The organism is Kitasatospora sp. NPDC096077 (genome assembly GCF_040303245.1).
In the GTDB taxonomy this organism is placed as follows: Bacteria; Actinomycetota; Actinomycetes; order Streptomycetales; family Streptomycetaceae; genus Kitasatospora.
On the sequence record NZ_JBEOSV010000025.1, the window covers coordinates 42,246 to 59,620 of the forward strand.

Genomic DNA, 17,375 nt, shown 5'->3' on the forward strand with positions numbered 1-17,375 from the left:
ATCGGCGCAGGTCGGCGCCGGTCGACGCACCGGCATCGGCCCGGACCGGGGCCCGGCGGGGTGACCCACGGGGAGACCGGTGGGGAGACCGGTGACGAGCAGCCGTAGCGAGAGCCGTAGCACCAGGAGCCCCCGTGCAGCAGACCCGCCCGTCCACCGGCCGCCCGCCCCGCGGGCGGGACGCCGGGGACCCGGACGCCGGCCGGCTGGCCCTGCTGCTGGACTCCGCCTTCCTGCTGCTGCTCGCCGCCTCGCTCAGCCGCTACCTCACCCATCACACCGGGAGCCCGCGGATCCCCTGGGTGGTCGGGCTGAGCGCCGCGCTGGCCGTCGCCAAGCCGGCCGCGTCCTGGCTGGACCACCGCCGTCCGGTGGCACCGGACCGGCCGCGCCGGTGGCCGCTGGCCCCGGTGGTCGCGCTCTGGGTGGTGCTGGTGCTGCTCGCGCCGAGCTTCGCCTGGTGCGCCGTCCCGCTGATCTACACCGCGCTGCGCGCCCTGCCCGCGCGGGCGGCGATCCCGCTGGTGGCGGCCCTGACCCTGCTGGTGGTGATCGCCGAGCTCCGGCTGCCCGCCACGGCCGACGCCACGCTCGTCCTGCTGCCGCCGGCGGTGGCCGCGCTGGCCACCGGGGTGTTCCTGTTCATGGCCCGGCAGGCCGCCCGGCAGCGGGCGCTGATCGCCGACCTGGTCCGCACCCGGCGCGAACTCGCCGCCACCGAACGGCGGGAGGGCACGCTCGCCGAGCGCGAGCGGCTGGCGATGGAGATCCACGACACCCTGGCGCAGGGCCTGTCCAGCCAGCAGATGCTGCTGCAGGCCGCCGACCGCACCTGGGAGGCCGACCCGGCCACCGCCCGCGGCCACGTCCGCACCGCCGCCGAGGTCGCCGCCCGCAACCTGGCGGAGGCCCGCCGCTTCGTCCACGACCTCGCCCCGGTCGAACTCGCCGACGGCGGCACCCTCGACCGGGCGCTGCGGGCCCTGGCGGAGCGGGAGTCCGCCGAGAGCGGGCTGCCGGTCCGCTTCCACCTGGACGGCACACCCGTCCCGCTGCCGACGGCCGTGCAGGCCGCGCTGCTGCGGATCGCCCAGGGCGCGCTGGCCAACGTCCGGGAGCACGCCGGGGCCTCGACGGCCGCGATCACGCTGTCCTTCCTGGGCGACCAGGCCGTACTGGACGTCGCCGACGACGGACAGGGCTTCGACCCCTCGGCGGACCGTCCCCGCAACGCCGCCGGCGCCCGCGGGTACGGGCTGTCGGCCATGCGCGCCCGGCTGCGGCAGCTGGGTGGCACGCTGACCGTGGAGAGCACCCCCGGCGAGGGCACCGTCGTCTCCGCCGCGATCCCCCTGGAGCACCGATGAACGCGATCCCCGTCCGGCTGCTGGTCTGCGACGACCACGCGGTGGTCCGGGCCGGCCTGCTGGCGCTGCTCGCCAGCGCGGGCGACATCGAGGTGGTCGGCGAGGCGAGCACCGGCGAGGAGGCCGTCGCGCTGGCCGCCCAGCTGGCGCCGCAGGTCGTCCTGATGGACCTCCAACTCGGCGACGGCATCGACGGTGTGGAGGCCACCCGGCGGATCACCGCCGCCCCGGACGGGCCGCACGTCCTGGTGCTCACCACCTACGACACCGACGCCGACATCACCCGGGCCATCGCCGCGGGCGCCACCGGCTACCTGCTGAAGGCCGAGCGGCCGGAGGAGCTGTTCGCCGCCGTCCACGCGGCCGCCCTGGGCCGGACGGTGCTCTCGCCGCCGGTCGCCTCCCGGGTGATGGCGCAGATGCGGGCTCCCGCGCCCCAACTCACCGAGCGCGAGCAGGACATCCTCGAACAGCTGGCGCAGGGGCTGGGCAACCGGGAGATCGCCCGGGCGCTGTTCATCAGCGAGGCGACGGTGAAGACCCATCTGGGGCGGATCTACGACAAGTTGGGCGTGGACACCCGGGCGGGCGCGGTGGCGGTGGCCAAGGAGCGCCGGCTGCTGCGCTGAGGGGTCCGCGCCGCCGCGCGACCACTGGACGTACATCACTGCGCTGGGCACTCGCGCGGTGTCACTCCGTGCTGCCATGATGCTCGGAATGTCGGATTCCAGGTGCGTTCCCTCCGTGTCCGGGGGTGGCCAGGGGCGTCCGGGAGTGTGCAGGCACCACCGCACACCACCCTGATGTACCCACAACTGCCTGGTGGGACGGCCGTCACACCGTCCCGACCGGACCGTCACGATTGTGGATTTTCCGTGGATCCCACTATTGACAAACCAACCACGCGGTTTGTTAGCGTGAGATCACGACGTCCCCGGGGGTGGGGGCTCGCCGGGGTCTGTGCGAACGCTCTCGCCGGAGGGTGATGCCAGGGGGGAACGGCGGGGCTGCCGGGGTGTCGGGGGGAGCGGCAGCGCCGAAGCCGCTCGCGGAGGCGGCGTGGAGCGGGTCCGGGGGGACTCGCTCCACGCCTCCCCCAGCCCGCTCACCGCTCACCGCTCACCGCCCGATCACACCAGCGCGCTCCAGTACGCGCAGTGCACATGGGGCAGCGGCGCCGGGTCCGGCTCGCCGGCCCCCGGCAGCGCGGGCACCCGCTCCGAGCAGGCCATCCCGTACAGGCTCGCGGTCAGCCGGATGTCACCGAACTCCCCGAAGCACAGCACCAGTTGGGAGCCAGCGTGGGTGGTGGCGGCCACCCCGGGCCGGTCCCGCCCGGCGTTCAACGAGGTGATCGTCCACCCGCGCCGCCGCCACTGCCGCTCCACCGCCGCCGCCAACTCCGGCCGCCGGCCCGGCGATACGACGGTGAGCAGGTCCCGCCCCCGGGTGACGTACCAGCGCACCCCGGGCCCGCGCCGCCCCGGCCCCAACAGCCGCAGCCCCGCCCGCGGCACCGTCTCCTGCCAGGCCGGCAGCGGCCGGATGGCGTCCACGGTGTCCCGGAGCAGCGCCTCGCAGTGCTCCCCCGCGTCGAGTTGATCGACCGTCACATCCGGCTTCAGTTCCGGCCACCAGTCCGGAGCGGCCGACGCGGCACGGCGGAAGCCGTCCGGGCAACCGAGGTTCAGTTCCGCACCACCTGACTGCACTGGGCCCTCCGTACTCCTCCCGGCGTTCAACCCGGGCAGGCATTCCGTCACTCCTTGGACGGTAGCCGGGCACGGACAGTTCCGCCCCCACCCGACCTTGAATTGCACTACACGGTGCAGTTGAAGCACTGATCTGCACCGTGTAGTTTACTTCTCGTCGCCACCGAGGCCCGGAACACCCGGGCCACCACCGCCCACCAGGGCCCCGGACCAGGAGGAAACCCATGCCCACCATCACCGTCGGCACCGCCCACATCCCCTACCGCGTCGTCGGCGACGGCCCCGACACCCTCGTCCTGGTGCACGGCACCGGTCCCGGCTCCGGCATGTGGGACTACCTGCTGGACTCCTTCACCGGGCGCTACACCGTGCTGCTGCCCGACCTCTCCGGCAGCGAGGCCGCCGAGGACGACGGCGCCCCGCTCACCCTGGAGACCCTCGCTGAGCAGGTCAACGCCGTGATCGACGACGCCGGCCGCGGCCCGGTCGACCTGCTCGGCTTCTCACTCGGCGCCGTCGTCGCCACCGCGGCCGCCGGCCGGCGCCCCGACCAGGTCCGCCGCCTGATCGCCACGGCCGGCTGGATCGGCGCCGAACAGGACGAGTACCTGCGACTCTCGATGGCCACCTGGCTCTCGCTCGCCGACGACCCCACCGCCTTCGGCCGCTACGCCACCCTGACCGCCTTCAGCCGCGGCTTCCTCAACCGCATCGGCCGCGAAGCCGTCGAGAGCAACACCGCCTACATGCAGCCGACCCCCGGCACCCTGCGCCACATCGCCCTCGACCTCACCCTCGACCTCACCCCGTACCTCCCCCGCGTCCAGGCCCCCACCCTGGTCATCGGCTGCACCCAGGACGCCACCGTCCCGGTCGAGAACACCCGCCGCCTCCACGCCGCCCTCCCCGACAGCGGCTACGCCGAGTTCGACACCGGCCACATCGTCCTCGCCGAGGAGCCGACCGCCTACACCCGGACCGTCCTCGACTTCCTCACCGCCGCCTGACCCGCCACCCCCGCCGACCCGCCCGCGCCGTGCCGCGGAAACACGAAAGCCGCAGGTCATATGACCTGCGGCTTTCGGTACGGAGCGGGCGACGAGAATCGAACTCGCGCTCTAAGCTTGGGAAGCTCATGTTCTACCATTAAACTACGCCCGCCTGATGAGCCGTCAGAGACCGCTCAATCCAGTGTCACTGTACCCCATTCGCGACAGTGGTTGCACGGCCGCTCAGGGGCCGTGGCGGAGCCGGGTGGGGGCGGGGTGGAGGCGTACTGTTTGGGCCGCGTGCGAGTGCCCCCGGTGGGCGTGGGGTCGGGGCGGCGAGCCATGGTGTGGAATGTCCGGAACATCCCCTAATGTGACGCTGTCCCGGAGCCTGGCCGCCGGGGCGCGATGAGTACGGGTGAGTACTGGGTTAGGGATGGGAAGGGGATCGATGGAGCAGCGCACCGTCGTTCGTTGTGCCGAGGGGCACCTGTTCAGCACCACCACGTTCCCGATGCAGAACCTCGGTCCCGGGCGGCTCGGGCCCGGACGGTTGATCCGCTGTCCGCAGTGCGGACGGCTCCGGAGCTCGGTGCAGGCCGACGTGCGGGAGCTGTCGACGGCCCAACTGGCGCAGGCGCTGCGGTTGGAGGCCGCGGAGTTCCTGGCCTGACGGCCGACGGGAGGACACCGGGGCCCCGGACGATTCGTCCGGGGCCCCGTCGTGCACGTAACCTCGAAGCGTGCTGCTCTCTGACAAGGACATCCGGACCGAAATCGACCTGGGCCGGGTCGGCATCGACCCGTTCGACCCGGCGATGATCCAGCCGTCGAGCATCGACGTGCGTCTCGACCGCTTCTTCCGCGTGTTCGAGAACCACAAGTACCCGCACATCGACCCCTCCGAGGAGCAGCCGGACCTGACCCGGCTGGTCGAGCCGGACGGCGACGAGGCGTTCATCCTGCACCCCGGTGAGTTCGTGCTGGCCTCGACGTACGAGGTCATCACGCTGCCCGAGGACGTGGCCTCCCGGCTGGAGGGCAAGTCGAGCCTGGGCCGGCTGGGCCTGCTCACCCACTCCACGGCGGGCTTCATCGACCCCGGCTTCAGCGGTCACGTGACGCTGGAGCTGTCGAACGTCGCGACGCTGCCGATCAAGCTCTACCCGGGGATGAAGATCGGGCAGCTGTGCCTGTTCCGGCTGTCCTCGCCGTCGGAGCACCCGTACGGCTCCGCGCGCTACGGCTCGCGGTACCAGGGCCAGCGCGGTCCGACGCCGTCCCGCTCGTACCTGAACTTCCACCGCAGCGACGTCTGAGCACGGCACGACGGAGCGCACGCACAGCGGGCGGCCACCCCTCTTCGCGAGGGGTGGCCGCCCGCGGCGTCGTTCAGGCCCGCTCGGGGCTGGTGACGGCGACCAGTTCGGCGCCGTCCTCGGACAGCCGCAGCTCGGTGCGCAGCGCGGCGAGCTCGCCGAGGTGGTGCAGGTGGGTGCCGCCGCAGAAGATCTGCGCGCCGCCCTCGGGCAGCTCGCAGTGCCACTGGCGGCGGGCGGTCAGCTCGGGGCCGGGGACGTCGATCCGGACCGGGGCGTCGGCCGCGACCCAGGCGGCGAGCCGGGCGTTGACGGCCTCGGTGAGGGCGGGCAGGGCGTCGGCGAGGGCCGGGAAGTCCTCGGTGGCGTCGACGGTGAAGCCCTTCTTCTTCAGCGACTTGCCGAGCCGGTAGGTGTCCGTGCTGGCCTGGGTGTCCATCACCGAGGAGGCCATGGCGAGGCTGTCGAAGTCGGGGTTGCCGAAGGCGTCCGAGCGGCCCGGGTCCTTGCGCCAGCGCGGGGCGAGCGCGGCGTTGAGGGCGAGGGCGAGCAGGTGGCAGCCGCTGTGCGAGGCGCTCAGGGCGGCCCGGCGGCCGGTGTCCACGGCGAGCACGGCGGTGCGGCCGGTGAGGTCGCCGGGGTCGGTGGCGAGGACGTGCAGGACCAGCCAGGACCACTCCTCGTCCCCGCGCTTGACCGGGATCTCGGCGCCGACCAGCGGGGCGCCGCCGTCCGGGCCGACCGCGCCGGTGAGGCAGTCGACGACGGCCAGCTCGGTGCCGTCGACGGTGAGGGTGCCGTGGTCGGCCGGCTGGTCGGGCCAGGTGTGGTCGAGCGGGTGGAACGGGGTGGCCGCGGTCACCACCGCGTAGCGGCCGTCCGCCAGCGGGTGCACCGCCAGCACCGGGGACTCTCCGGTCACCGCCCCGGCCGGGAAGCTGACGTGGGTGGTGGGGAGGGTCATGGCTGGCTCCGGTGGGGGTGGACGAACGAGGGTGGGCGGGCCCGGGGCCTCGCGGCCGGACCCGCCCACCATTCTGCCTGTCGCCCCTCGGCCGGGGGCCGGGAGGTTGATCATCGACGGGAGCCCGGTCACCGGCCCGGCACCTCCGGTTCGCGGCGCCCCCGGCCCGGTCAGCCCAGGGTCGGCAGCTTGATCAGCACCAGCAGCGCGACCAGCTGCACCGCCGCGGCTCCGGCCGCCTTGCCCCAGGGCAGGTCGTGCACCCGCCGGACCATGCCGGTCAGCAGGTACGCGCAGAGCATCCAGGTGATCCAGCCGACCACCTGGACCACCGCGCTGCCGGAGGGCAGCACCAGGTCCAGCACCAGCCGGGGCGCGTCGGTCAGCCAGCCGATCAGCACGGCCAGGCCGACCGTCGACTTCCACGGGCCGTCGCCGCCGAGCTGGCGGGCCAGCGCGTAGGTGACCCCGCCGAAGACCGCGCCGGCCACGGTGAAGCCGATGGCGGCGGCGACCAGGCCGGTCAGCGCCACCGAGAAGGTCGAGTTGACGATGTCGTCGTGGGTCAGCCCGATGCCGAGCACCGCGAGCACGCCGTAGAGCAGCGAGACGGTGAGGGCGGGCAGCCAGACCTGGTGGTCACGGGTGCGGTCGAAGGTCGCGGTCGGGTCGCGGAAGATCCCGACGAACAGCTCGCGCCACTGCGGCCGGGGGCCGGTGGCGTGCGGGGCGGACTGGCCGCCGGCCCGGTAGACGGTGACGTTGTCCTGGCCGTACGGCGGTTGGGGCTGCCGGCCGTGGTCCTGGCCGTACGGCGGCGGCTGCTGCCCGTAGTCGTCGCCGTAGTGCCCCGGGCCCTGGCCGTAGTGGCCGTGGTCCTGCCCGTGGTCCTGGCCGTACGGCGGCGGCTGCTGCCCGTACGGGGCGCCGCCCGGGTACTGGCCCTGGCCGCCGACCGGGAAGGCCCGGGTGTTGCCGGGCCGGTCGGCCGCGTACGGGTCGTACCCGTCGCCGACCGTGCCGCCCGGGCCGTTCGACGGGCCACCCGGGTTGCCCGGACCGCCCGGACCGCCCGGACCACCCGGACCGCCGGCCGAGGCCGTCGGGTGCGCGGTCGTGAAGTACTCGGGCCCGTCCACGGACCCGTCCGTCCGCCCGTACCCCCCGGGCGCCCCCGCCGGCGGCGGCGGAGGGCCCGGCCATCCGCCGTGCGGACGGTCGGCGCCCTGACCGCTGTCGTATCGATTACCAGCCACGCTCCGAAGGTACCCGTCCGGCCCAGTGCGCGTCGGTCCCGGACAGAGCCGGGGCCGGTTTGCAGCGAGCCTGAGACGAACGGGGCCGAAAGCCGTCCGCCGGAGCGGTCGGCGGACCGCCGGCAAGCGGTCCGGAGGGCCGGCCGCTACCGCTGGGCGGAGACCGACGGCCCGTGCACCGCGGCGGCCGCCGTGGTGCCGGCCGGGCAGCCGCCCGGGCCGGCCGTGGTGCGGACCGCGCCGACCGGCAGCAGGGTGCCGCAGGCGATCCGGATGCCGTTCGGGAGCTCGTTGTCGGACTCCACGATGGCGCCGTCGCCGATCACCGCGCCGTCCAGCGCGGAGCGGTCGCCGACGCTGGCGAAGGCGCCCACGATCGAGTCCTTGACCAGGCTGTCCGGGCCGATCACCGCGCCGGGCAGGATCACGCTGCCCTCGACGATCGCGCCGGCCTCGACCACCGCGTCCGCGGAGACCACGGTGCCGCCGCTGAGCACCGCGCCGGGGTGGACGGTGGCGCCGGGCAGCAGCAGGGCGTCGCCGGTCGGGCCGGGGACGGCCGGGGAGTCGACCTTGCCGAGCACCAGGTCGGCCGAGCCGCGGACGAACGCGGCCGGGGTGCCGAGGTCCAGCCAGTACGAGGAGTCGACGACGCCGCGCAGCAGGGCACCGGTGGCCAGCAGCTCGGGGAAGGTCTCGCGCTCGACGGACACCTCCCGGCCGGCCGGGATGCGGTCGATCACGGACCGGGTGAAGACGTAGCAGCCGGCGTTGATCTGGTCGGTGACGATCTGCTCCGGGGTCTCCGGCTTCTCCAGGAACTCCAGCACCCGCCCGTCGGCGTCGGTCGGGACCAGGCCGAAGGCCCGCGGGTCCTCCACCCGGGTCAGGTGCAGGGTGACGTCGGCCCCGGCGGCCACGTGGCCGTCGCGCAGGGCGGCGATGTCCAGGCCGGAGAGGATGTCGCCGTTGAAGACCAGGACCGGCTCGTCCGGGCCGCAGGTCAGCCCGGAGGCGGCGTTGCGGATGGCCCCGCCGGTGCCCAGCGGCTCGCGCTCGGTCAGGTAGACCAGCTCGATGCCGTACGGGGTGCCGTCCTGGAAGTGGTCCTCGAACACCTCGGCCAGGTAGGAGGTGGCGAGCACCACCCGGGTGACCCCGGCGGCGGCCGCGCGGGCCAGCTGGTGCGCGATGAACGGGACACCGGCCACCGGCAGCATCGGCTTGGGGGTGTGGGTGGTCAGCGGACGCAGTCGCGTGCCCTTACCACCGACGAGCATGATCGCCTCGGTCATGGTCTGCGCTGTTCCCCTTGTGCTCTGTGCGGCCCGGCCCGGCGGGCCGATACCTCCGTCGGTGGTCTGGTCCCGTCCGAAACGGGTCGACCGGCTCGTAGCCGGTCCGGCGCCTACTGTATTTCCTTCCGACCGGATACCCGTCCGGCAGCCGTGCGATCAGCGTCACTCGCCGTCCGCCCGCCGTACCGCCGTTCGTCGCCCGGGGCACCGAAAAGCCCGGCCCGGCGGGCGCGTTGGCGGCGTCCACCGGGCCGGGCGGTTGTAGCAGAACTGTCGAACAGCGGGTGCCGTTACGCGTCCACCGTCGCGGGCTCCTCGGTCTCGGCGGGCGGGGCCGCCTTCACCGAGTCGAGCAGCAGCTGGGCCACGTCGACCACCTTCAGGTGCTCCTTGGCCGCGCCCTCGTTCTTCTTGCCGTTGACCGAGTCGGAGAGCATCACCAGGCAGAACGGGCAGGCGGTGGAGACGATGTCCGGGTTGAGCGACAGCGCCTCGTCCACGCGCTCGGTGTTGATCCGCTTGCCGATGCGCTCCTCCATCCACATCCGGGCACCGCCGGCGCCGCAGCAGAAGCCGCGCTCCTTGTGGCGGTGCATCTCCTGCTGGCGCAGACCGGGGACCTTGTCCATGATCTCGCGCGGCGGGCTGTAGACCTTGTTGTGGCGGCCCAGGTAGCAGGGGTCGTGGTAGGTGATCAGGCCCTCGACCGGGTTGACCGGGACGAGCTTGCCCTCGTCGATCAGGTGCTGCAGCAGCTGGGTGTGGTGGATCACCTCAAAGTGCCCGCCGAGCTGCGGGTACTCGTTGGCGATGGTGTTGAAGCAGTGCGGGCAGGTGGCCACGATCCGCTTGGTCGGGGCGTCCTCCAGCGCGGCGTTCAGGGTCTCGACGTTCTGCGCGCCGAGCATCTGGAAGAGGAACTCGTTGCCCAGGCGGCGCGGGGAGTCACCGGTGCAGGTCTCCTCCTTGCCGAGGATCGCGAACTTCACGCCCGCGGTGTGCAGCAGCTCGGCGAAGGCCTTGGTGGTCTTCTTGGCGCGGTCCTCCAGGGCGCCGGCGCAACCGACCCAGTAGAGGTACTCGACCTCGGCGGGGTCGATGGACTCACCGATCACCGGCACCTCGATGCCGGTCTCCTTCTTGAGCTCCTTGACCCAGTCCAGGCGGGCCTTGGTGGCCATGCCCCACGGGTTGCCCTTGTTCTCCAGGTTCTTGAGCATCGTCCCGGCCTCGGTCGGGAAGTTGCTCTCGATCATCACCTGGTAGCGGCGCATGTCGACGATGTGGTCGATGTGCTCGATGTCCACCGGGCACTGCTCGACGCAGGCGCCGCAGGTGGTGCAGGACCACAGCACGTCCGGGTCGATGACACCGTTCTCCTCGGCGGTGCCGATCAGCGGGCGCTCGGCCTCGGCCAGGGCGGCCGCCGGAACGTCCTTGAGCTGCTCGGCGGTGGCCTGCTCGGTGCCCTCCATGTCCTTGCCGCCGCCGGCCAGCAGGTACGGCGCCTTGCCGTAGGCGTGCTCGCGCAGGCTCATGATCAGCAGCTTGGGCGAGAGCGGCTTGCCGGTGTTCCAGGCCGGGCACTGCGACTGGCAGCGGCCGCACTCGGTGCAGGTGGAGAAGTCGAGGATGCCCTTCCAGGAGAAGTGCTCGACCTGGGAGACGCCGAAGACGGCGTCGTCGGCCGGGTCCTCGAAGTCGATCGGCTGGCCCTTGCTGGTCATCGGACGGAGGGCGCCGAGAGCGGTGCCGCCGTCCTCCTCGCGCTTGAAGTAGATGTTGAAGAAGCCGAGGAAGCGGTGCCAGGCCACGCCCATCGAGGGGTTGAGGCCGATGGTGATCGCCCACGCGAAGGAGATGCAGATCTTCGCGGTGGCGAAGATCCAGATCAGGTTCTCCAGGGTGCCGTGCGACAGCCCGCTCAGCGCGGTGACGATCGGGTACGAGACCAGGTGCGCCGGGCCGTAGGAGTCGACGCCGTTGATGGCGCCCTCCAGGGCGCGCAGCATCAGGATGCAGAGGCCGATGCCGAGGATCGTGTACTCGACGTAGAAGGCCTGCCAGGCGATCGAGCCGGCGAACCGGGACTTGCGACCGGACCGGGACGGCAGGCTCATCAGCCGGATCACCATCAGGGTGGCGATGCCCAGCGTGGTCAGGGTGCCGACCAGCTCGACGAAGAGCTGCCAGACCACCCAGTGGCCGATGATCGGCAGCTCGAACTCGGCGTCGAAGAGCTGCCCCATCGCGTTGACGATGGTGAGCACCAGGCTGAAGAAGCCGACGGCGACGAACCAGTGGGCGATGCCGACGATCCCCCAACGGTTCATCCTGGTGTGGCCGAAGAACTCGGTCGCGACGGTCTTCACGCGCTGGGCGGGCTGCCCGAAGCGGGTGGAGTCCGGCGCGCCGGTCAGCACGACCCTGAAGATGTGCCACGCCGCACGGAGGGCGAGCGCGGTGCCGATCACGAAGGTGACCAGCGAGATGACGATCGCTGCTAGTTGCATCGCTCTCCGTCTCCTGCGGCTTGCGGTTGAGCAGTGTCTGCGGTTCTGGGGTTTTCCGAAGTGATTGTACTGGTCGGTAACTTGCCGGGCCGACGGCCCGGACATTACCGGTGGGCAACAGTTCTCCAGAAGGTTCCCAAGGTATGGCGGCAGTCACGTGACGGCGCGCCCGCCAGCGGGGCCTCAGCAAAGTTGAGCGCTGAACACTCATAGCTGTTGACGCCCACCGTCGGGTCGTGCATCCTTGAGCCTGTAAAGCTCAACTCTTCCGTGGAGGTATCTACGATGGCACGCGCGGTCGGCATCGACCTCGGTACGACGAACTCGGTCGTCAGCGTTCTGGAGGGTGGCGAGCCCACCGTCATCACGAACGCCGAGGGTGCGCGGACCACGCCGTCCGTCGTCGCCTTCGCGAAGAACGGCGAGGTTCTGGTCGGCGAGGTGGCCAAGCGCCAGGCGGTCACCAACGTCGACCGCACCATCCGCTCGGTGAAGCGCCACATGGGCACCGGGTGGAAGATCAACATCGACGGCAAGGACTTCAACCCGCAGCAGATCTCGGCCTTCGTGCTGCAGAAGCTGAAGCGCGACGCCGAGGCCTACCTGGGCGAGACCGTCACCGACGCCGTCATCACCGTCCCGGCGTACTTCAACGACTCCGAGCGCCAGGCCACCAAGGAGGCCGGTGAGATCGCGGGCCTCAACGTCCTGCGCATCGTCAACGAGCCGACCGCGGCCGCCCTCGCGTACGGCCTGGACAAGGACGACCAGACCATCCTGGTCTTCGACCTCGGCGGCGGCACCTTCGACGTCTCGCTGCTGGAGATCGGCGACGGGGTCGTCGAGGTGAAGGCCACCAACGGTGACAACCACCTCGGCGGCGACGACTGGGACCAGCGCGTCGTCGACCACCTGGTCAAGGTCTTCCAGGCCGGCCACGGCGTCGACCTGTCCAAGGACAAGATGGCCCTGCAGCGTCTGCGCGAGGCCGCCGAGAAGGCCAAGATCGAGCTGTCCTCGTCCTCCGAGACCTCGATCAACCTGCCCTACATCACGGCCTCCGCCGAGGGCCCGCTGCACCTGGACGAGAAGCTCACCCGGGCCCAGTTCCAGCAGCTGACCGCGGACCTGCTGGAGCGCTGCAAGGTCCCGTTCCACAACGTGATCAAGGACGCCGGCATCTCGCTCGCCGAGATCGACCACGTCGTCCTGGTCGGTGGCTCGACCCGCATGCCCGCCGTCGCGGAGCTCGTCAAGGAGCTGACCGGCGGCCAGGACGCCAACAAGGGCGTCAACCCGGACGAGGTCGTCGCCATCGGCGCCGCGCTCCAGGCCGGTGTCCTCAAGGGCGAGGTCAAGGACGTCCTGCTGCTCGACGTCACCCCGCTGTCCCTCGGCATCGAGACCAAGGGCGGCATCATGACCAAGCTGATCGAGCGCAACACCACGATCCCGACCAAGCGCTCCGAGATCTTCACCACGGCCGAGGACAACCAGCCGTCCGTGCAGATCCAGGTCTACCAGGGCGAGCGCGAGATCGCCGCGTACAACAAGAAGCTCGGGATGTTCGAGCTGACCGGCCTGCCGCCGGCGCCGCGCGGCCTGCCGCAGATCGAGGTCACCTTCGACATCGACGCCAACGGCATCATGCACGTCGGCGCGAAGGACCTCGGCACCGGCAAGGAGCAGAAGATGACCGTCACCGGCGGCTCCTCGCTGCCGAAGGACGAGGTCGACCGCATGCGCCGCGAGGCCGAGCAGTACGCCGAGGACGACCACAAGCGCCGCGAGTCCGTCGAGACCCGCAACTCCGCCGAGCAGCTCGTCTACTCGACCGAGAAGTTCATCGCCGACAACTCCGACAAGCTGCCGGCCGACGTCAAGACCGAGGTCGAGACCGCCATCGGCGAGCTCAAGGAAGCCCTCAAGGGCGAGGACATCGCGAAGATCCGCGAGGCCTCCGAGAAGGTCTCCACCACCGCCCAGAAGCTCGGCCAGGCGCTCTACGCCAACGCCGACGCCGCCGGTGCCGGTGCCGCCGCGGCCGGCGAGTCCACCCACGCCAAGGAGGACGACGTCGTCGACGCCGAGATCGTGGACGACGAGAAGCCCAAGGGCGGTGCGTCGGCATGACGGACAAGCCGCAGGGCGGCAAGCCCGGCGACGACTCCGCCGAGGAAGCCGTGATCAAGGCTGCCGAGGAGGCCGCGGCCGGCGGTGCCGGCGAGGGCTCCGAGGACGCCGCCTCGGCCAAGCGCGAGCTGGCCGAGCGCACCGCGGACCTGCAGCGACTGCAGGCCGAGTACCAGAACTACCGCAAGCGGGTCGAGCGCGACCGGCTGACCGTCCGCGAGATCGCGGTCTCCAACATCCTGGAGTCCCTGATCCCGGTCCTGGACGACATCGGCCGCGCCCGCGAGCACGGCGAGGTCACGGGCGGCTTCAAGTCCGTCGCCGAGTCCCTGGAGACGGTCGTCGCCAAGCTGGGCCTGCAGCAGTTCGGCAAGGAGGGCGAGCCCTTCGACCCGACGCAGCACGAGGCGCTGATGCACAGCTACTCCTCGGACGTCACCGAGGACACCTGCGTGCAGGTGCTCCAGCCCGGCTACCGCATCGGCGAGCGGATCATCCGCCCGGCGATGGTCGCCGTGGCCGAGCCCCAGCCGGGCACCCAGACGACGCCCGGCCCGGACGCCGAGCCGAAGTCCACCGACAAGGACAAGTCCGACGGTGGCTCGGACAGCTGACAACCTGTGACAGCTGACAACCAGTGCGCTGCGGAGTCACACGCCGGCCGGTACGGCGGCCGACTCCGCAGCGCGCTGTCAACAGCGCTTCCTGCAAACGCTGTTGACAGCGCAGTGACGATGGACATCAGGAGGTGGCGGAAGCCGTGAGCGAGCGCAGCGAGCGAGCCATCAAGGGGCGCGTGAACCGCTCAGCGGCTGCCGAGCGGAACGAGGTGGGCGCATGAGCGGCAAGGACTTCGTCGAGAAGGACTACTACAAGGTCCTCGGCGTACCCAAGGACGCCACCGCCACCGAGATCAAGAAGACCTACCGCAAGCTGGCGCGCGAGTTCCACCCGGACGCGAACAAGGGCGACGCCAAGGCCGAGGAGCGCTTCAAGGACATCTCCGAGGCGTACGACGTCCTCTCCGACGAGAAGCGCCGCAAGGAGTACGACGAGGCCCGCAGCCTCTTCGCCAACGGCGGCTTCCGCACCGGCGGCCCGGGCACCGGCAACTACGGCTTCGACTTCGGCGACCTCTTCAACGGCAGCCAGGGCGGCGGCGGCAGTGGCGGCGGCCTCGGCGACGTCTTCGGCGGCCTCTTCAACCGCGGCGGCGCCCGGCAGGCCCAGCCCCGGCGCGGCGCCGACGTCGAGACCGAGGTGACGCTCTCCTTCGAGGAGGCCGTCGACGGCGCGACCGTCCCGCTGCGGATGACCAGCCAGGCCCCCTGCCGGCTCTGCAACGGCACCGGCGCCAAGACCGGCACCACCCCGCGGGTCTGCCCGACCTGCGTCGGCGCCGGCACCGTCAGCCGCGGCCAGGGCGCCTTCGCGCTCTCCGAGCCGTGCAAGGACTGCCGCGGCCGCGGGATGATCGTCGACGACCCGTGCCCCGACTGCCACGGCAGCGGCCGGGCCAGCTCGGCCCGCACCATGCAGGTCCGCATCCCGGCCGGCGTCCAGGCCGACCAGCGGATCCGGCTCAAGGGCAAGGGCGCCCAGGGCGAACGCGGCGGCCAGCCCGGCGACCTCTACGTCACCGTGCACGTCGACCCGCACCCGGTCTTCGGCCGCAAGGGCGACAACCTCACCGTCACCGTGCCGGTCACCTTCCCCGAGGCCACCCTCGGCGCCACCATCGAGGTGCCCACGCTGAACGGCCCCGCCGTGAAGCTCAAGCTCCCCCCGGGCAGCGCCAACGGCCTCACCATGCGCGCCCGCGGCAAGGGTGCCACCCGCAAGGACGGCACCCGCGGCGACCTCCTCGTCACCATCGAGGTCGTGGTGCCGCAGCACGTCACCGGCGACGCGCTGGACGCACTGGAGCAGTACCGCGAGGCCACCGCCTCCGACGACCCGCGAGCCGCTCTCTTCCGGGCGGCGAAGGGAGCGTGACGACCAGATGTCCCCGACTCCGATGAACCCGATGCAGCCGATGGACCCCGACGGCCCCATCGGCCCCGGCCTCGGCGAGGGCCTGCCCGGCAACGGCCCCCGCCGCCCCCGGCGCGCCACCACCCCGCCGCAGTACGTGCTCACCGAGGACACCCCGGTGTACGTCATCTCGGTCGCCGCCGAACTCTCCGGCCTGCACCCGCAGACCCTCCGCCAGTACGACCGCCTCGGCCTGGTCAGCCCCGACCGCACGGCCGGCCGCGGGCGCCGCTACTCCGCCCGCGACATCCAGCAGCTGCGCGACGTCCAGCGGCTCTCCCAGGACGAGGGCATCAACCTGGCGGGCATCAAGCGGATCATCGAGCTGGAGAACCAGGTCACCGCCCTCCAGGCCCGCATCACCGAGCTGGCCGACTCCCTGGAAGGCGCCGCCAGCGCCCTCCAGCAGCGCGAGGCGGCCGTCCACGCCTCCTACCGCCGCGACCTCGTCCCGTACCAGCCGCCCACCCCGCAGTCCAGCGCCCTCGTCGTCTGGCGCCCCAAGCGCTGACCGGGGACCCGCACCGCACCACCAGCCGCCGGCTCCCTCCTGTTCGGGGGGTGCCGGCGGTTGTGTCGGCGTGGCAGGCTCCTTCCTGCCAGGTGGGAGCAGGTTCGGTCATGCGACAGTTGCAGCGGAATCTGGTAGTGAATACAACCGAGTAAGGCCGAAAGGTCCAAGCCGAGGCAGGGAGCAAGACATGAGTGGGACTGAGGCATCCGGTCCCATGGCCAACGCCTACAGTCAGCTCTCCCCCGAGGCCAGATCTCTCTACATGGCCGTCCTGCGGGAACCCGGGAGGGTGATCGCTGCCATAGCGGACGAAGGCGATCGCGGCTCCCTCCGCGAATTGGTCGATATCGGCTTGTTGGTACCGGATATAGAGGATCCGGGAATGCTCGTCGCCGTCGACCCAAAGCAACTCGCCAGCGCTCTCACGGCGACCTGGCAACGCAAGGCCCTCGATCTGCTCAGCCGGGCCGCTGCTCTGCCCGCCGAGTTCCAAGAGCTCACCCACGCCTATGGCAACGGGGGAAACGAGGCGCACGACGGTGGCCCGATCGAGCACCTCCACGGCCTGGCCGAGATCAACCGCCGACTGGTCGACCTCATGGAAGGCAGCCGCGAGGAGGTGCTGAGCGCCCAGCCGGGTGGGGGCTCCCGCTCCTTCCCGACGGAGGCGGCCATCGCCCTGGACACCGACATGCTCCGGCGCGGAGTCTCACGACGCACGCTGTACCAGCCGAGCACGCGGTACTCCGCTCCCACGCGGGCCTACGTCGCGGCCATGACCGCCGCCGGCGGCGAGGTCCGTACGCTGGGCGAGCCGTTCACCAGGATGATCATCGTCGACCGCACCGCCGCGATCATTCCGGTCAGCGGCGACCAGCAGCGGGCGGCATTCATCCAGGACGAGGCCGTGATCGGCTTCATGGTCAGCTTGTTCGAAAGCTTCTGGGAACGCGCCATCCCGTTCCAAGGAGGGCTTGACGTCCCCCCGGAGGTCGTTTCGAGGCTCCGCGAGAACATCCTCAGGATGATGCTGCAGGGCATCGGCCATCGCGTCATAGCCAGGAACCTGGGCTTGAGCGAGCGCACACTCGCCCGCCACATCGCCGAGCTACGGGACGAATACGCGGCCGACACCCTGTTCCAACTGGGCTGGAAGCTGTCCGAAAGTCACCGCACCATGCCGCTGTTCAACGACACCGAGACGCCCTACTGAGGCACGCTCAAGTCCAAATCACGTCATCAGCGATGGTGGCAGCGGCAAGGTTCCGGGCGGCCG

At 71.6% G+C, this 17,375-nt stretch carries 14 protein-coding genes, 1 tRNA gene and 1 pseudogene; 10 read left to right on the plus strand and 6 right to left on the minus strand.

Going from position 1 to position 17,375, the window contains the following annotated elements; genetic code table 11:
- Positions 1–134: 134 nt before the first annotated feature.
- Both ABTZ03_RS22220 and ABTZ03_RS22225 read left to right on the plus strand, forming a co-directional pair.
- Positions 135–1,367, plus strand: coding sequence for a sensor histidine kinase (locus tag ABTZ03_RS22220; protein ID WP_350514776.1), 1,233 nt, complete (start codon positions 135–137; stop codon positions 1,365–1,367).
- Entirely contained in the window at positions 1,364–1,996 is a 633-nt protein-coding gene (locus ABTZ03_RS22225; RefSeq protein ID WP_350514777.1) for a response regulator, read from the plus strand. The genes ABTZ03_RS22220 and ABTZ03_RS22225 overlap by 4 nt, the downstream gene beginning before the upstream one ends.
- A gap of 501 nt (positions 1,997–2,497) precedes the next feature.
- Here ABTZ03_RS22225 and ABTZ03_RS22230 read toward each other — a convergent pair.
- Positions 2,498–2,980, minus strand: coding sequence for a hypothetical protein (locus tag ABTZ03_RS22230; RefSeq protein ID WP_350514778.1), 483 nt, complete (start codon positions 2,978–2,980; stop codon positions 2,498–2,500).
- A 323-nt stretch (positions 2,981–3,303) separates the two neighbouring features.
- Between ABTZ03_RS22230 and ABTZ03_RS22235 the strand changes: the two genes are divergently transcribed.
- A complete protein-coding gene (locus ABTZ03_RS22235; RefSeq protein WP_350514779.1) occupies positions 3,304–4,086 on the plus strand; it encodes an alpha/beta fold hydrolase in 783 nt (260 codons plus the stop codon).
- Between the two features lie 83 nt (positions 4,087–4,169).
- Here ABTZ03_RS22235 and ABTZ03_RS22240 read toward each other — a convergent pair.
- A tRNA-Gly gene (locus tag ABTZ03_RS22240) sits at positions 4,170–4,240 on the minus strand.
- A gap of 264 nt (positions 4,241–4,504) precedes the next feature.
- Here ABTZ03_RS22240 and ABTZ03_RS22245 point away from each other — a divergent pair.
- Together ABTZ03_RS22245 and dcd are read left to right on the plus strand one after the other, a co-directional pair.
- The gene (locus tag ABTZ03_RS22245) at positions 4,505–4,741 is read left to right on the plus strand and encodes a hypothetical protein (RefSeq protein ID WP_350514780.1); all 237 of its coding nucleotides are present in this window, start codon (positions 4,505–4,507) and stop codon (positions 4,739–4,741) included.
- A 70-nt stretch (positions 4,742–4,811) separates the two neighbouring features.
- A complete protein-coding gene (dcd, locus tag ABTZ03_RS22250) occupies positions 4,812–5,387 on the plus strand; it encodes a dCTP deaminase (protein WP_350514781.1) in 576 nt (191 codons plus the stop codon).
- A gap of 73 nt (positions 5,388–5,460) precedes the next feature.
- On the opposite strand, the gene ABTZ03_RS22255 is transcribed toward dcd, so the two are convergent.
- The 4 genes and pseudogenes from ABTZ03_RS22255 to ABTZ03_RS22270 form a co-directional block, all read right to left on the minus strand.
- Positions 5,461–6,351, minus strand: a complete 891-nt coding sequence (locus ABTZ03_RS22255) for an alanyl-tRNA editing protein (RefSeq protein ID WP_350514782.1) — start codon at positions 6,349–6,351, stop codon at positions 5,461–5,463.
- A gap of 170 nt (positions 6,352–6,521) precedes the next feature.
- Positions 6,522–7,490, minus strand: a complete 969-nt coding sequence (locus ABTZ03_RS22260) for a Yip1 family protein (protein WP_350514783.1) — start codon at positions 7,488–7,490, stop codon at positions 6,522–6,524.
- Between the two features lie 347 nt (positions 7,491–7,837).
- A pseudogene (gene manB / locus ABTZ03_RS22265) lies at positions 7,838–8,902 on the minus strand (mannose-1-phosphate guanylyltransferase); the annotation flags it as partial.
- Positions 8,903–9,195: 293 nt separating this feature from the next.
- Positions 9,196–11,418, minus strand: a complete 2,223-nt coding sequence (locus tag ABTZ03_RS22270) for a (Fe-S)-binding protein (RefSeq protein ID WP_350514784.1) — start codon at positions 11,416–11,418, stop codon at positions 9,196–9,198.
- A gap of 285 nt (positions 11,419–11,703) precedes the next feature.
- Between ABTZ03_RS22270 and dnaK the strand changes: the two genes are divergently transcribed.
- From dnaK to ABTZ03_RS22295, 5 genes are all read left to right on the plus strand, one after another.
- Complete coding sequence (gene dnaK, locus ABTZ03_RS22275) at positions 11,704–13,551, plus strand: molecular chaperone DnaK (RefSeq protein ID WP_350514785.1); 1,848 nt, start codon at positions 11,704–11,706, stop codon at positions 13,549–13,551.
- The gene (gene grpE, locus ABTZ03_RS22280; RefSeq protein ID WP_350514786.1) at positions 13,548–14,165 is read left to right on the plus strand and encodes a nucleotide exchange factor GrpE; all 618 of its coding nucleotides are present in this window, start codon (positions 13,548–13,550) and stop codon (positions 14,163–14,165) included. Before dnaK ends, grpE begins: the two co-directional genes overlap by 4 nt.
- Positions 14,166–14,388: 223 nt before the next feature.
- The gene (dnaJ, locus tag ABTZ03_RS22285) at positions 14,389–15,546 is read left to right on the plus strand and encodes a molecular chaperone DnaJ (RefSeq protein ID WP_350514787.1); all 1,158 of its coding nucleotides are present in this window, start codon (positions 14,389–14,391) and stop codon (positions 15,544–15,546) included.
- A gap of 7 nt (positions 15,547–15,553) precedes the next feature.
- Entirely contained in the window at positions 15,554–16,096 is a 543-nt protein-coding gene (locus ABTZ03_RS22290; protein ID WP_350514788.1) for a heat shock protein transcriptional repressor HspR, read from the plus strand.
- A 217-nt stretch (positions 16,097–16,313) separates the two neighbouring features.
- Entirely contained in the window at positions 16,314–17,312 is a 999-nt protein-coding gene (locus tag ABTZ03_RS22295) for a hypothetical protein (RefSeq protein WP_350514789.1), read from the plus strand.
- Positions 17,313–17,375: the final 63 nt, after the last annotated feature.